The 13,057-nt window shown below is 66.4% G+C and carries 15 protein-coding genes; 8 read left to right on the top strand and 7 right to left on the bottom strand.

What is annotated here, in order from left to right:
- Nucleotides 1-161 precede the first annotated feature (161 nt).
- Nucleotides 162-1,043 (top strand): DUF308 domain-containing protein, encoded by an 882-nt coding sequence (locus AC066Y_RS22665; protein WP_478275804.1) that lies wholly within the window; start codon nt 162-164, stop codon nt 1,041-1,043.
- A gap of 179 nt (nt 1,044-1,222) precedes the next feature.
- The gene (locus AC066Y_RS22660; RefSeq protein ID WP_092125178.1) at nt 1,223-1,636 is read left to right on the top strand and encodes a Ros/MucR family transcriptional regulator; all 414 of its coding nucleotides are present in this window, start codon (nt 1,223-1,225) and stop codon (nt 1,634-1,636) included.
- Between the two features lie 5 nt (nt 1,637-1,641).
- Here the strand turns inward: AC066Y_RS22660 and AC066Y_RS22655 are convergent, their stop codons facing one another.
- Together AC066Y_RS22655 and AC066Y_RS22650 are read right to left on the bottom strand one after the other, a co-directional pair.
- A complete protein-coding gene (locus AC066Y_RS22655) occupies nt 1,642-2,073 on the bottom strand; it encodes a SufE family protein (RefSeq protein WP_478275803.1) in 432 nt (143 codons plus the stop codon).
- A gap of 143 nt (nt 2,074-2,216) precedes the next feature.
- A complete protein-coding gene (locus AC066Y_RS22650) occupies nt 2,217-2,594 on the bottom strand; it encodes a DUF5330 domain-containing protein (RefSeq protein WP_456660815.1) in 378 nt (125 codons plus the stop codon).
- A gap of 435 nt (nt 2,595-3,029) precedes the next feature.
- On the opposite strand from AC066Y_RS22650, the gene AC066Y_RS22645 reads away from it, so the two are divergent.
- Both AC066Y_RS22645 and AC066Y_RS22640 read left to right on the top strand, forming a co-directional pair.
- The gene (locus tag AC066Y_RS22645) at nt 3,030-4,841 is read left to right on the top strand and encodes a PAS domain-containing sensor histidine kinase (protein WP_478275802.1); all 1,812 of its coding nucleotides are present in this window, start codon (nt 3,030-3,032) and stop codon (nt 4,839-4,841) included.
- Complete coding sequence (locus AC066Y_RS22640) at nt 4,834-5,598, top strand: peptidoglycan-binding domain-containing protein (protein ID WP_478275801.1); 765 nt, start codon at nt 4,834-4,836, stop codon at nt 5,596-5,598. The genes AC066Y_RS22645 and AC066Y_RS22640 overlap by 8 nt, the downstream gene beginning before the upstream one ends.
- A 71-nt stretch (nt 5,599-5,669) precedes the next feature.
- On the opposite strand, the gene AC066Y_RS22635 is transcribed toward AC066Y_RS22640, so the two are convergent.
- Nucleotides 5,670-7,313 carry an ankyrin repeat domain-containing protein gene (locus AC066Y_RS22635; RefSeq protein ID WP_478275800.1) on the bottom strand — a complete coding sequence of 548 codons (1,644 nt, stop codon included), beginning with the start codon at nt 7,311-7,313 and terminating at the stop codon, nt 5,670-5,672.
- A gap of 225 nt (nt 7,314-7,538) precedes the next feature.
- Here AC066Y_RS22635 and AC066Y_RS22630 point away from each other — a divergent pair, with 225 nt between their 5' ends.
- Nucleotides 7,539-7,883 (top strand): DUF1491 family protein, encoded by a 345-nt coding sequence (locus AC066Y_RS22630; protein ID WP_478275799.1) that lies wholly within the window; start codon nt 7,539-7,541, stop codon nt 7,881-7,883.
- Here AC066Y_RS22630 and AC066Y_RS22625 read toward each other — a convergent pair.
- Nucleotides 7,880-8,812, bottom strand: a complete 933-nt coding sequence (locus tag AC066Y_RS22625) for a DUF2336 domain-containing protein (protein WP_478275798.1) — start codon at nt 8,810-8,812, stop codon at nt 7,880-7,882. The two genes, AC066Y_RS22630 and AC066Y_RS22625, sit on opposite strands and share 4 nt — an antisense overlap.
- A 295-nt stretch (nt 8,813-9,107) precedes the next feature.
- Between AC066Y_RS22625 and AC066Y_RS22620 the strand changes: the two genes are divergently transcribed.
- Nucleotides 9,108-9,302 (top strand): hypothetical protein, encoded by a 195-nt coding sequence (locus AC066Y_RS22620; RefSeq protein WP_298367447.1) that lies wholly within the window; start codon nt 9,108-9,110, stop codon nt 9,300-9,302.
- A 4-nt stretch (nt 9,303-9,306) separates the two neighbouring features.
- A complete protein-coding gene (locus AC066Y_RS22615; RefSeq protein ID WP_478275797.1) occupies nt 9,307-10,074 on the top strand; it encodes a hypothetical protein in 768 nt (255 codons plus the stop codon).
- On the opposite strand, the gene AC066Y_RS22610 is transcribed toward AC066Y_RS22615, so the two are convergent.
- On the bottom strand, nt 10,071-10,931 hold the full coding sequence (locus AC066Y_RS22610) for a LysR family transcriptional regulator (RefSeq protein WP_478275796.1): 861 nt from the start codon (nt 10,929-10,931) through the stop codon (nt 10,071-10,073). The genes AC066Y_RS22615 and AC066Y_RS22610 overlap by 4 nt on opposite strands.
- Before the next feature lie 91 nt (nt 10,932-11,022).
- Between AC066Y_RS22610 and AC066Y_RS22605 the strand changes: the two genes are divergently transcribed.
- Nucleotides 11,023-11,865 carry an MBL fold metallo-hydrolase gene (locus tag AC066Y_RS22605; protein ID WP_478275795.1) on the top strand — a complete coding sequence of 281 codons (843 nt, stop codon included), beginning with the start codon at nt 11,023-11,025 and terminating at the stop codon, nt 11,863-11,865.
- On the opposite strand, the gene AC066Y_RS22600 is transcribed toward AC066Y_RS22605, so the two are convergent.
- Nucleotides 11,862-12,482 carry a DUF1254 domain-containing protein gene (locus tag AC066Y_RS22600; RefSeq protein ID WP_478275794.1) on the bottom strand — a complete coding sequence of 207 codons (621 nt, stop codon included), beginning with the start codon at nt 12,480-12,482 and terminating at the stop codon, nt 11,862-11,864. The two genes, AC066Y_RS22605 and AC066Y_RS22600, sit on opposite strands and share 4 nt — an antisense overlap.
- Nucleotides 12,479-13,057, bottom strand: coding sequence for a DUF1214 domain-containing protein (locus AC066Y_RS22595; protein ID WP_176532518.1), 579 nt, complete (start codon nt 13,055-13,057; stop codon nt 12,479-12,481). Before AC066Y_RS22595 ends, AC066Y_RS22600 begins: the two co-directional genes overlap by 4 nt.

The following is a 13,057-nucleotide window of genomic DNA, read 5'->3' as shown; positions in this document are numbered from 1 at the left end:
GCGTGGTTGCAGCCGCGATCAAGAAGCGCATCGGGCGCGGTTAAGCGGGATTTTAGGGAACTCCGTCTACAATTGGCGGTTGGCGGTGTGGGCAATATGACGGTATCGTGGCGTTGGTGGCCTGCGCCGATTTTCGGTCGGGTCTCCCGGGGGTTAGTTCGATGATGGTTGGTCTGTTGGTCGTCGGCGTGGGCCTGGTTGTGGCGGGCTTGGCGGCGATCGGCTTGGGAATCCCCTATAAGGAATTCAGCGTCGGCGGCGCGTTGATCACGACCGGCGTGACCGGCGTCTGCACCGGCGCGATCGTGCTGGCGCTCGCCGCCATCCTCCGGGAACTCCAGGTCATCGCCAGGCGGCTCGATCCCGTTGCCGCAGGCGCCCGGGCCGAGGTTCCGTCAGCGTCTGCAACTTCCCCGCGCAATACCCCCGAGGATCCTGTTTTCCCGCCGCGTGAGCCAAAGGTTGCCGCGCCTCCACCGCCGGGCCCGCCGTCCGCGTCAACGGCCCCGCCGCCCTGGCACGACGAAATCCCCCCGCGTGGCGCGCCAGGCGAGGCGCCGCCGCCCGTGCCGGGTGGCGCGCCCCCGGAGGGCGAAGCCACGCCCAAGCGGCGCAACCTGTTGTTTTCGTCGTCGCGGAAGGAACGCGAGCGGGCCCAGAGCCGTACGGCCGAGCCGCTGACGCCGGATCTGCTGTCGCCGGAGCTGCGTCCTGATCCGGCCGCGGCGGCCGAGCCCGCGCCGGCAACGTTCGACGATGCCTGGCCGAAGGCTGAGCGGCCGAGGTCGGTCGATGTTGCCCCACGGCGCACGCCCCGGCCGTCGACCTTCGGCGAGACCCGGTCAGCCGGCGCGGCGCCGTCATCAGGCCACCCGCCGCCGCCCCAGGAGCAGCCGCCGGTGACTGTGCTCAAATCGGGCGTCGTGGACGGCATGGCCTATTCGCTCTATTCGGACGGATCGATCGAGGCGCAGATGCCGGAGGGCATGATGCGGTTTGCCTCGATCGACGAGCTCAGGTCGCACCTGGAGCAGCGGCCCTAAGGTCGGCGTCAATACTTGCGAGCGGCCGGTTCGAGGCCGGAAAAATACGGCCGTTCTTGTCAGATTTGCTGTAATCCGCTCATATTCGCAAAGTAGTACGCGATTCCATTAATGTATTGCTGCACGTGGATACTGTCCGGTGGGCGCCGGGCCGTCGAGAGCACGGGGAAGATTGAGCCATGTCCGATACGTCAGGCAAAACGCCGGTCGAGCTGACCGCAAACATCGTTTCGGCCTATCTCAGCAACAATCCGACGCCGGCCTCGGACATTCCGAGCCTGATCAGCCAGGTCCATGCGGCGCTGCTGCGGGTGTCGAGCGGGCGTGCCGACACGCCGAGCGAGCCGGCCAAGCCGGCGGTGTCGATGAAGAAGTCGATCACGCCGGAATATCTGGTGTGTCTCGAAGACGGCAAGCGCTTCAAGTCGCTCAAGCGCCATCTGCGCACGCAGTACAACATGACGCCGGAGCAATATCGCGACAAATGGGGCCTGCCGGCAGACTATCCGATGGTGGCGCCGAACTATGCCGTGGCCCGATCACAACTCGCCAAGAAGATGGGACTTGGCCAGCAGGCGCGGAAGCGGAAGTAGGGATTTTACGCGGCGGACGCCAGCGCCTCGCGCGCGTCGTTGCGGATGCGATCGACCATCGAGCGGAGGCCGTTGGAGCGCTGCGGCGTCAGATGGTCGCGGAAGCCGAACTCGTCGAACAGCGCGAGCGCGTCGGTGGCGAGGATTTCCTGCGGCGTGTGCCCGGAAAACAGCGTCAGCACGATCGCGACCAGGCCGCGCACGATGTGGGCGTCGCTGTCGCCGACATAGTTCAGCCGCGGTTCGCCATTGGCATCGCGATCGATCCGCTTCGACAGCCAGACCTGGCTGACGCAACCCTGCACCTTGTTCTCGGCCGAGTGCTCCGCCTCCGACAACGGCTCCAGCGTGCGGCCGAGCTCGATGACATAGCGGTAACGGTCGTCCCACTCGTCCAGCAGCGCAAAATTGTCCCTGATTTCGTCGATCGTCGTCATCGTGGCCCGCGTCCTATTCTCAACGGCTTATATAGGAAGGCGGGCCGCGAAAGCGACGAAAATGGAACCGGTTCCCGGTTGTTTTGACGCGTTTTCTTCACGCGAGCCGGCATCCGTCTCCCGCGAAAGCACTCGATTGGCGCTTACGGCATCGGCGGCAGGCGGAATTCAATCGTCTGATCGTCCGCCGTCAGCGTGTCGCGGGACGCGCCCGGGTCGGTATCATCCTTGCCGATCGAGCCGGTGTGGTCGGGCGGCTTCTTGTCGGTGATGATCTGGTAGAGCTTGCGCGCACCATCGGTCGCGCGCTGGCCGATCGCGGTCGCGGCCTGGCCGCCGACCTCGCAGGCGGAAGGCTGACGCTTGCAGAACTGACCCATGTCGTTGATCGTCGCCGTCGCGGCCGACACCGCGTCCGATGCGCTGATCTGCGGCGTCTTGTCCGCTTCAGGTGTTTTGTCTCTCGGCAGCAGCACGAGCACAAGCCCGAGCCAGAATGCCAAACGCAGCAGGAAGAACATGGCGCGATCCCGGTCGTCTATCTTGTCTTTTGCTTCTTGCGCGGTCGATGCCGCTATTGCCCTCACGGTTAGCATCGGTCGATAAATCGGAAGTATCTGCATTGAAGTAAATCCGCCGAAAAAATCGCGGAAAATTCGCCTGAATCGATTCGCCGTAAATTTTCGATTGATGGCGGCTGACGAGTGCCGGATACGCAAGATGCGCCGCGTCCACCATTTCGAAACCATAGTTAGTCGCACCCGGAAACCAGCCGTTCACCATCCCCGACAAATGACCGGTGAATGACAGCGTCGAAGCCTCGCCAATGCACGGTGTTTGGCAGCGGGCCGCCCGGCCTTAGCGTTCGCTTAAGTTCGCTCTGACACGTTGGCCTGCAATCACAAAGGAGGCGTTCCGGCGCGTCTGTCTGACGATTAAGCCGAGGCGCGAGTGCTGTGAGTAGTTTGAGTCTGATCCGCGATTGTCTGGATGCGCTGCTGCATCCGTCGGCGCAATATGATGCGCTGACGCGTGCGCGCCACCGTGCCTTCATGGCGCCGCGGCTGCTCGGCAGTCTGGCGGCGCTGGCATCGTTCCCGGCCTTTCTGGCGATGCGCGGGGCGCCGACCGCGATCGAGGTCGCGGCCTTCGCCTGGCTGATCGCGCCGATCCTGCTGTCCTGGTTCCTATCGCGCACCGGCCGCTATGAAGGCGCGCATGTGCTGTCGTCGCTGGCGCTCGCCGGTCTCGTGATGATGATCGCGGCGTCGACCGGCGGCATCGCGTCGTTCGCGGCGGTTTGGCTCGTCGTGATTCCGATCGAGGCGGCGCTGTCGGCGTCGCGGCGCGTGGTGGCGTTTGCGTTCGCGCTGGCGATGATCTGCGCCGCGCTGCTCAGCGTGCTTGGCCATTACCACGTTCTTCCGGTGGTCGATCCCGCGGTTGCGTCGAACAGCACGCTGGTCGGCTTCGGCGTCGTGTCGGCGATCTTCTATGCGGCTGGGCTTGCCTTCGGCGCGGAGTCGCTGGCGCGCACCAGTGTGGCGCTGCTTTATGTCGAGGAAGAGCGCTACCGGCTGCTCGCCCATAACATGAGCGACGTGCTGTCGCGGCACAGCCGCAACGGCGCGGTGCGCTTCATTTCGCCCGCGGTCGAGATCATGCTCGGCGTGCCGGCATCGCGGCTGTCCGGCCACGGGCTGTTCGACCGCGTTCATGTCGCCGATCGTCCGGCCTATCTCACCGCGCTGTCGGACGCCGCGCGCGGCGAGTCCCGCAGCGTCGAGTTCCGGGTGCGCCGCGACGGCGCGCGTGGCGAGACGGCCGCCGAATTCATCTGGGTCGAGATGCGCTGCCGGGCGCTCGAGCAGGCCGCCGCCGATGCCGAGGTGGTCGCCGTGATCCGCGACGTGACCGATCGCAAGGTGCAGGAGCACGCGCTCGAACAGGCGCGCCATGCGGCCGAGCAGGCCGATGCATCGAAGACGCGCTTCCTGGCCACCATGAGCCACGAGTTGCGGACCCCGCTCAACGCCATCATCGGCTTCTCCGAGATGATCGCGCAGGAAGATGTGCTCGGCCTCGACGCGGCCCGCCGCAAGGAATACGCGCAGCTCATCAACGACTCCGGCCAGCATCTGCTGTCCGTCGTCAACGGCATCCTCGACATGTCGAAGATGGAGTCCGGCAATTTCGAGATTTCGCCGGAGCCGTTTGCGCCGCGGCCGGCGCTGCTCAATTGCTGCAATCTGGTGGCGCTGAAGGCGCGCGAGAGCGGTGTCGACCTCGTCACCCGGGTACCCGACGACCTGCCGATCGTGAACGGCGATTCGCGCGCGTTCAAGCAGATCGTCCTCAATCTGGTTTCCAATGCCATCAAGTTCACCGAGCGCGGCGGCAAGGTGACCGTATCGGCCGGCGTCGAGGGATCGCGGCTGTTGCTGCGGGTCTCCGACACCGGCGTCGGCATCGCCGCCGACGACCTCAAGCGGATCGGCGATCCGTTCTTCCAGGCCGGCAAGACCTATCAGCGCCGCCACGAAGGCACCGGCCTCGGCCTCTCCATCGTCAAGGGGCTGGTTGGACTGCACCATGGCGAGATGAATGTGGAGAGCAAGGTGGGCGAGGGCACCATCGTGTCGGTCGCGCTGCCGCTGTCGTTCACTCCGCCGGCCGCGGTCGAGCCGTCCAGCAATGTCTCGACCCTAACGCCCGCGTTGCGGTCCGGATTGCAAGAACAAACCCAACAGGTGAAGAAGAGTGCCTAGACAGACTTTGGATGACGACGAAACGCCGCGCCGTCGCCGCGGCGCCAAGGCGGTAGCCATCGCGGCCGAGGAGGAACGTGGCCTCGTCCTGCGCCTGCTGCTGCATAGTCCGAAGGATCTGGTTGCGGGCGTGCTGGCATTGTCCGCCATTGTTGCGATCCTGATCAACGCATTGTTCCTGCAGGCTGGCCGTCATCCGTCGCCGATGTTCGGCGGCTCGGTCGTGACGCTGCCGCCGCCGGCTCCGGTTGCCGCCACCACCAGTCCGATTCCGCGCCCGCGTCCGGCCGAGGCCGCCGCCCGATCGATCGAGCCCGCTGCCGTGGAACCATCAAGGCCGGTTGACGTGAAGCCGGTGGAGACCAAGCCCGCCGAGTCCAGGTCCGTTGAAGCCAAGCCGGCCGAACCTAAGGTCGAGTCCAAGCCGGTCGATCCGATGGCCAACCTAGTGCTGAAGTCGACCGTCGCGCCGCCTGCTGCGGCGCCGTCCCCGGCCGCCGTGCCGTCCGGCGTCATTCGTCCGCCGGCGCCGATCCCGACACAGCATCTGAGCCCGGCCGGCAAGCGCATCGCAGCGGTCCAGCGGACGCTGACCGAATATGGCTACGGTCAGCTCAAGCCGACCGGCACGATCGGCGCCGATACCCAGCACGCGATCGCGAAGTTCGAGCGCGCGCGCAAGCTGCCGGTGACCGGCCAGATGTCCGATCGCCTGGTGCGCGAGCTCAGCACGATGATCGGGCATTCGATCGACTAGGCTATGCTGTCCTTGCCATGGCCGGGTCTTGCTCGGCCATGCACGTCGTTCGTCGACGCGCTGACGTGTCGTCAGATTGCGTCGCCCAGCAGAACGTCCCTGACCTCGTCGGAGAACAGCTTCCTGCGGCCGGCCAGCAGCACCCATTCCGGATCGTCGCGATCCGGAACGGCGCGCGGCATGCCGTGATCGAGCAGGGCCTGCGCGCAGCCCGCCCAATCGCCGCCACTGACCGGTTCATTGCAGGACGCCCAGGACAAGGTTCCGGACGCGTTGTCGCCGAAGCCGTGCTGCTCGGTCCACTCCGCGCCGTGCTCGAGCAGGAACCGTGTCAGCCCGGCATTGCCGCGGAATACCGCATGATTGAGCGCGGATGCATCCCAATCGCCGCCGCGCACCGCGATGGGCCAGCCCAGCTTGACCATCAGCCGCACCGCATCGTCGCCGCCTGCCGCGGCGAGCTCGGGAAGCAGTCGCAGCTGCTGAGCTGAAAGCGAGCCTGGAAGATCGGACCGGCTGGCCTGGATCCGCCGCGCCTCGCGCTCGTTGCCGCTGCTGCACGCCGCGACGAACCGCTCATCATCGGCAAGTGTCTCGTCGCCGGTGCGTTGCCGCAGCAGTTCGGCGACCTCGGTCAGTCCGAACTGCAAAGCGTAGCGGTAAGCGCTGAGACCGTCCGGTGTCGTGATGCGTGGATCTGCGCCGGCGTCGAGCAAGGCCGCGATGCATGTCCGCGAGCGCCGCCGGCGGATCGCCCACATCAGCGGCGATCCACAATCCGTCAACGGCGCGTTGCGGGCCGGCTCGTTCGGGTCGCCGCCGTGCCGCAGCAACAATTCGAGCGCTGGCACGTTCTCGTCGTCGAGCACCTTGTACATCGCGTTGGTGCCCGCGATCCGCGCGCCGTGCTCGAGCAGGGCACCTGTCGTCACGGAGCCTTCGAGCGAGTGGTACAGCGATTCATTGTCGTTCGGATTGGCGCCGGCCTCGAGCAACAGCCGAGTCAGCGCGAGATCGTGATTGCGCCCGGCAGCGCCGTACAGGGCCGACAGCGGATTGCTGTCATCGGCGGCATCGACCGATCCGGGCGGCCAACGGCTGCTGATGTGCTGGTCGGGATCGGCGCCGGCCTGCAGCAGCAGGCGCGCGCAGCGATGCAGCCGCGCCTGAAATTCCGGAATCTGCAGCAGGCTGGAATGCGTCACCGCAACCAGCGGCGGCAGTTTCAGGGGACCGCCGGGACGGTTGACCCAAGCGGGATCACCGGCTGCAGTGCGCCGTATCGTCGCTTCGTCACCGATGGCGCAGGCGAGATAGGGATCATCGGCCACAAGATCGGGATCCTCGGTGAGTATCCGCACCGCGACGCGCGGATGGGCGCGATCGGTGGTGCCGCCGACGTCTGCGGCGTAGACGAGCTGCAGCCATCGCCGCACCCGATCGTCCCGGCTCTTGCCTGATGGCAATAGGGCTTCGACATAGCGGCGGAGTTCCGGCCACGAGGCGAAGCCGAGATCGCGCGCCAAGCAGGACTGCGCATCGTGGAGCCGCAGATCAAGTGCGGCGATCTGGGCGTCGCTGCGCCCTTCCGCAGCCGGAAGCGCCTGCCGGAAACGGGCGTAAGCCTCCGGCGCCTGTCGCCGGTAAAGGCGAAGGAGCTCCTTGGCCTGCTTCTTCAGATGTTCGAGATTCAATCGCGCGGGCGATCGGTTCATGAAAACCTCCGTGCATCATCGCCGATGGTCCACAAAACCGGCTGCACAAAGGCTTGGTTGGCCGCGTATCAGGTGCAAGTGGGTTCAACCCTTCCCGTGGACCCGGGCGCGGCTTGCACCGCAGATGCAAGGATATGAGCGACGCTTGTTTCGGTCAACCCGCCGGTGCGTGATGTCATCTGTGACAATTGGACGTGGCCGCGGCGCTGGCCTATAGGTCGGCGCATGCGATTGAAAACCAGCATATGGGTCGCGGCGTATCTGCGCCGCTGCCAAACCGAAGGCGTGTTCGGCGCGATCCGCAAGAAGGGCGCGGAGGAGGCCGGCGCCGTGTTCGTCAAGGTGGCGCTGATGGACGGCAACGCGATGCTGTATGCGCCGGCGCCGCAGACGTTCTATGACGACAGCCGTCCGGCCGAGCGGCTGTTCGTGCCGACGGCGCAGCAGCCGGTGTCCGAACCTTCGGTCGAGGAGCGATTGATCAAGGAGCTCCGATTCGATCCCGATGCCTGGATCGTCGAGACCGAAGATCGCGCCGGGCGGCACTTTCTCGATCTGGCGAAGGCCTAGCTTCCAGACTTTTGGTTGCGGATAGCGGGCGCGCTGCCGGGCTGCGCTACGGGGCGTGTCTGAGACGGCGTCGCGCGGACGCGATGGCGCTCGTCATCATAGAGCGACGAGCGGTACTTGGCGCGCGCCACCGCCATGGTCGAGCCGCGCCACGCCGCCAGCATCACCAGCGCCGAACGCTCGCTGAGGCGATCGTAGAGCCGCGACAGCCGATAGACATAGTTGACCGAGGAGCCGGCTTCCGGATTGAGGAACATCAGGATCCGCTGGAACGCGGCGCTCGAGACGTCAAGCGCCCGCATCGCGCAGGCGAGCGGCTCGCCGCCGGGATCGTTGACGACATCCGCCGCGATCCGCGACGGCAGGATCAGTGCCTCGCCGAGTTCGAGCGTGAAATTATCGAGGTCCTCGGCAAACGCCGCCATCTCCAGGATATGGATCGCGCGCGCGGCGCGCGCCGCCGGAATCCGTGCCGCGGCCTTCAGCGGCGTCTCCTGCAGATTGTGCAGGATCTGCGCGCGCTCCTTGGCGCTGGCGGCAAAGAACATGTCGGAGATTTCGGCGGCGTCGTTCGGCCGCATCGCAAGGCTCGCGGCCATCCGCAGCTCTGCTTCGGTGGGGATCCTGGCGGGCAGCGCGGACGGTGCGGGCGCAGGAATTGGCGCGGCCGTCGACGTCGGCTGCTCCGGACCGGTGCGACGCAGTCCGAGCTTGTCCATGATCCTGGCGGGCGTTGCCGGATAGATCGCAAGCCGCGCGCGGACGGCGGCGCGGGTCGCGTCGTCGACCTCGTCGATCAGGCGCGACGTCAACTCGACGAACTGGCGCTCTTCGTCGGCGGAGTGCGCGCTCGCCTGCACATACAGGTCGGTCAGGACACGCAGCAAAGTGGGGCGGATGTCGACTCCCTCGCGGCGGGAGAGCGTCATCAGCCCATCGAAACCAGGAAATAGCGGAGCTGCGCTCATCTCGGGCGTACGCGACTTGCCAATAAGACTCGGTTTGAAAACCTTGTGGCAGCGAGCCTACGCAGGCTGTTTTAAGACGCAGTTAAGGAAAACAAGCCGTGAAGGCGAACGCTCGAATTTGCGCGTGTCTATTAAGGCACAGCGCCACATCCGTAACCGTCCGTATCGGCAGTTTAAGATGTCGTTAACCATGCGCGTTCTTAACTCGGCGAGCGCGGGGCAAATCATGTCCGTGCGGGGCCAGAGAGAACGGAACATGGGCACCATCGTTGAGTTTCCGGCGGATGCGGCTGCGCGGCGGCCGAGCATGGTCGGTGCTGCCGGCGAAGGCATGGGGACCGTGCTGATCCTTCCCGTCGTCCGGATCGAGCGAACGACGGAGGAGACCGGCGGAGGGCGCGGACCGGAGCAGGGCACTGCGCAGGGCCGTCGTCGCCGACGCCGCTCCTGATCCCATGCCGGAACTTGCGCAGCGGACCGCCGCTCGGCGGTCACTCCCGGCGCTGATCCTGCTGCTCGCGGGCTCGGCGCTCGCGGGCTGCAGCGGCGGCGATTTCGGCCGCACCCGCGCCGATTTCCGCAACGATGACATGCATCGCTGGATGGGTGCCGAGGCGACCGGAAGCGTCGGCAAGAACGCCTCGCAATTCCAGCTCACCGAACACGAACGTCAGCTGCGCGATCTCGCCTATCAGTTCATCGAGCCGCCGCTGTCGCGACCGGCGTGGAAGAGCGTGTACGGCGACTACCAGCCACTGCCTTCGCCGTGGCGGCAGAAGGTCGTGTTCGATCGCACGGCGTATGGCCGCAATCTGATCGACGAGCCACATCGCTCGTTCGCCTCGCGTTATTCGCTGCTGATCGACCAGGTCCGCGACGACATCACGCGCTTCGAGCCGTTCTTCGCCACCGCGATCCAGGTGATCGAGCTGGATCGCAAGCGCAGTGCCAGCCTCAACATGATCGCTGACGTGTCGCCGCGCGAGAAGGCCGACGCGGTGGCGCGGATGGAAGAGAACACGCTGATCGTGCAATGGGTGCAGCAGAGCCTGGAGCGGCGGATCTCGTCCTATCGCTGGGCGCTGGAGCGGCTGGTGATTCAGGCGCCCGACGGCATGGCCGCCGACGCCGAACGCCAGATCAACGAGCTCGCCCGGCTCACCGCCAATGCACCGCTGGTCTCTGGGCCGGTCACGGGCCATGCCGTGGTGACGAAGGGCTAGGTCCGCTTCATCTTCCTCGTTGTGGGTCTGACGCGGCGACTGCTCTCCTGTCGCGGCAGGCTCGCAATGAACTCCTTCAGCGCATTCGATGGCGGGTGGGCCGAGGGATAGGCGAGGCCGACCTGGCGCGTGACGTCGACATCGATCGGGCGCACCGCCACGTCCGGATTGCCGCGCGCCACGCCTTCGGGAACGATCGCAACGCCAACCCCGGCCGCGACCAGGGCCATTGCCCATTCCTCCGATTCCGCGATCGCCACCGGCTTGCGCGGCGGCGACGTGCGCTTGAAGAATTCCTGCTGCTCGCAATGGCAGCGATCGATCATCGGAACGCCCGCGAAGTCGGTGGTCCGCAGCGTCTCTTTGAGGGTGAGTGAATGCGACGGCGGCAATGCCGCGACGTAGCGCTCGCTCCAGAGCGGGATGAAGCGCTCTCCGGCGCCGATCATGGTCTTGGCGACGATCCGCGCATCGGCTTTCTCATTGGCGCCGACCAGCCGAAGCGCGAGATCGGCATCGGCCGTCAGCGGCTTCAGCAGCGCGATCGTCCGCGCCTGATCGAGCGTCCGCAGCAGGCCGAGCGTCAGCGGCTGTTTTGTCGCAGGCTTGCGAAACAGATTTCGCGCCGCGTCCGCCTCGTCGATGATCCTGCGGGCGACGCCGTGAAACTGCGCGGCGGACTCCGTCGGTGCCATGCCCTTCTTGTGCCGGATGAACAGCGTGGTGCCGAGCTCGGCCTCGAGATTGGTGATCGCCGCCGAGATCGACGGCTGCGAGATGAAGCAGCGCTTCGCTGCGGCGGTCAGGTTGCGCTCGCGGTAGACCGCGGCGAAATAGCGGAGTTCGCGGATATCCATAGGCATATCCTATCGTATAGATAGAAAGACAATATTTTACCTATGGAAACGCGACTGGCAAGTCTGCACCGGCTTCAGCGGAGGATTTGTCATGCGCATCCACCATCTCAACACCGGCACCATGTGCCCGATCGGCAAGCGGCTCGTGAACGGCAGCGGCAGCATCTTCCAGCGCGCCCGGATGGTCTGTCACTGCTTGCTCATTGAGAGCAATGACGGCCTCGTGCTGGTCGATACCGGCATCGGGCTCGACGACATCGGCGACCCGCCGCGGCTGGGGCGCAAATGGGTGCGGCAGACGACGCCGCGGCTCGATCCGGCCGAGACGGCCGTCCGCCAGGTCAATGCACTCGGCTTCTCGCCCGACGATGTGCGGCATCTGCTGCTGACCCATCTCGATCGCGACCATGCCGGCGGCGTGCCGGACTTTCCGAAGGCCAAGGTGCATGTCGATCGCAAGGAGTATGACATGGCGGTGACGCATCAGGTCGCGCCGCCGGAAGGCCGCTACATCACGGCGCAGTGGAAGCACGGGCCGGACTGGACGTTCTACGGCGCAGGCGGCGAGGACTGGTTCGGCTTCAAGGGCGTGCGCGCGCTGGGCGATCGCGAGCCGGACGTTCTGATGATCCCGCTGCCGGGCCACACGCTCGGCCATTGCGGGATCGCGGTGCGCGGCAAGGACAGATGGCTGCTGCACGCCGGCGATGCCTATTTCCACCATGCGCAGCTCGATGCCCGGCCGCGGATCCCGCTGGTGCTCGGCATGTTCCAGCGCCGCGCCGACATGGATCGCGCGACGCGCATCCAGAACCAGGAGCGGCTGCGCCAGCTGAAGGCGGCGCATGGCGCCAGCGTCACGATCGTCAACAGCCACGATCCGGTCGATTACGAGGCCTGCCGTTGCGGCCGGCACGTGTTCGCCGCGAGCTAGCGCTTGCGTGCTGCCGGCGGCGGGGCGGGAGCCGGTAGCGGCGGCGGTGCTTCCTGCTTGGCCGCGACCGGCTCGGCCTGCACCTTGCAGGATGAGGCCGCGAGCGAGGCCTGTGCCTGCGGCATCAGGCCGGGCTCCGGCGCCAGCGCCTTCAGCAGGATCAGGCCGGTCGTCGTCGGCGAGTCGATGATCAGCCGGTCGGCGGCGGTGACTTCCTCATCCTCCGGCAGCTCGTTGTGTTGCGCTTCCGTCATCAGATCGAGCTCGATCACCTTCTTGCCGGCGGAACGGTCGTTGATCGCGTAATAGGCGACCTCGTTGCGGGTGTAGAACGACACCGAGGTATAGGCCTGGCTCACCGGCACCGTGAGCTTCAGCGGCCCGGTGGAGAGATCGTAGCGGCAGATCGCCACCGCGAAGGCCGGATCCATCAGCGGCATCGGCGAGTTGCTCGGGTCGGCCAGCGGCAGCTGCGTCACCTCGTTGAGCCTGGTCATCGGCGTGAGCCGCGAATAGGCGTCCTGCGAGGCGATGCGCGGCAGCGCCAGCACGCTGACGAGATGCACCACGCCGCCGAGCAGCACGCCTGCGAGGATGGTGAACAGCACGCGGATCATGGGCAGCCCGTCGTTGCGATCGAGGGCATCGGCGCGTCGCGCTGGGTGCGGGTCGCGACCCCGACCGGCGTGTCGTAGAGGCGCAGCATCAGCGCGTAGCGCTCGATGCCGCCGGTCGGGAGCCAATTGCCGGCGCGCGAGCGCGAGGCGATGTGGATCTCGAACGTGCCGTCGGAGGCGCGCATGATCTCCTGGCTGGTGAAGCCGTAGCGCTGCAGCGAATTGGCGACGAGGTGGCCCTTGCGGTCGAACAGCGTCAGCGTCCAGAACCGCGCCGCCGGCGTCACGCCGCTGACCACGATGTCGCAGCGGCCGTCGAGCGGCTTGTTCTTGTCGTCGGTGGTTGCCGAAAACGCGATGCCGTCGCCGGTGCCGATCGGCAGCTCGCCGCTGCGCGCGATCGTGGCGCGCGAATAGGGGTCGACGTCGGAGGTGCCGTTCTTCGGTCGCGCGGTCCAGGCGCCGATCTTCAGCGTGCCGAGATCGGTGCCGCGCGTCGCCGTCGCGTAGGTCAGGCCGAGGCCGACGGCGGTGGCGATGACGAGGGCCAGCAGGGTTGAGAGGAGGAGCCGCAC

The sequence above is a fragment of the Bradyrhizobium sp. USDA3010 genome (assembly GCF_056429065.1).
Note: the sequence above shows the minus strand (reverse complement) of the source record. Positions and strands in the feature narration are given on the sequence as shown.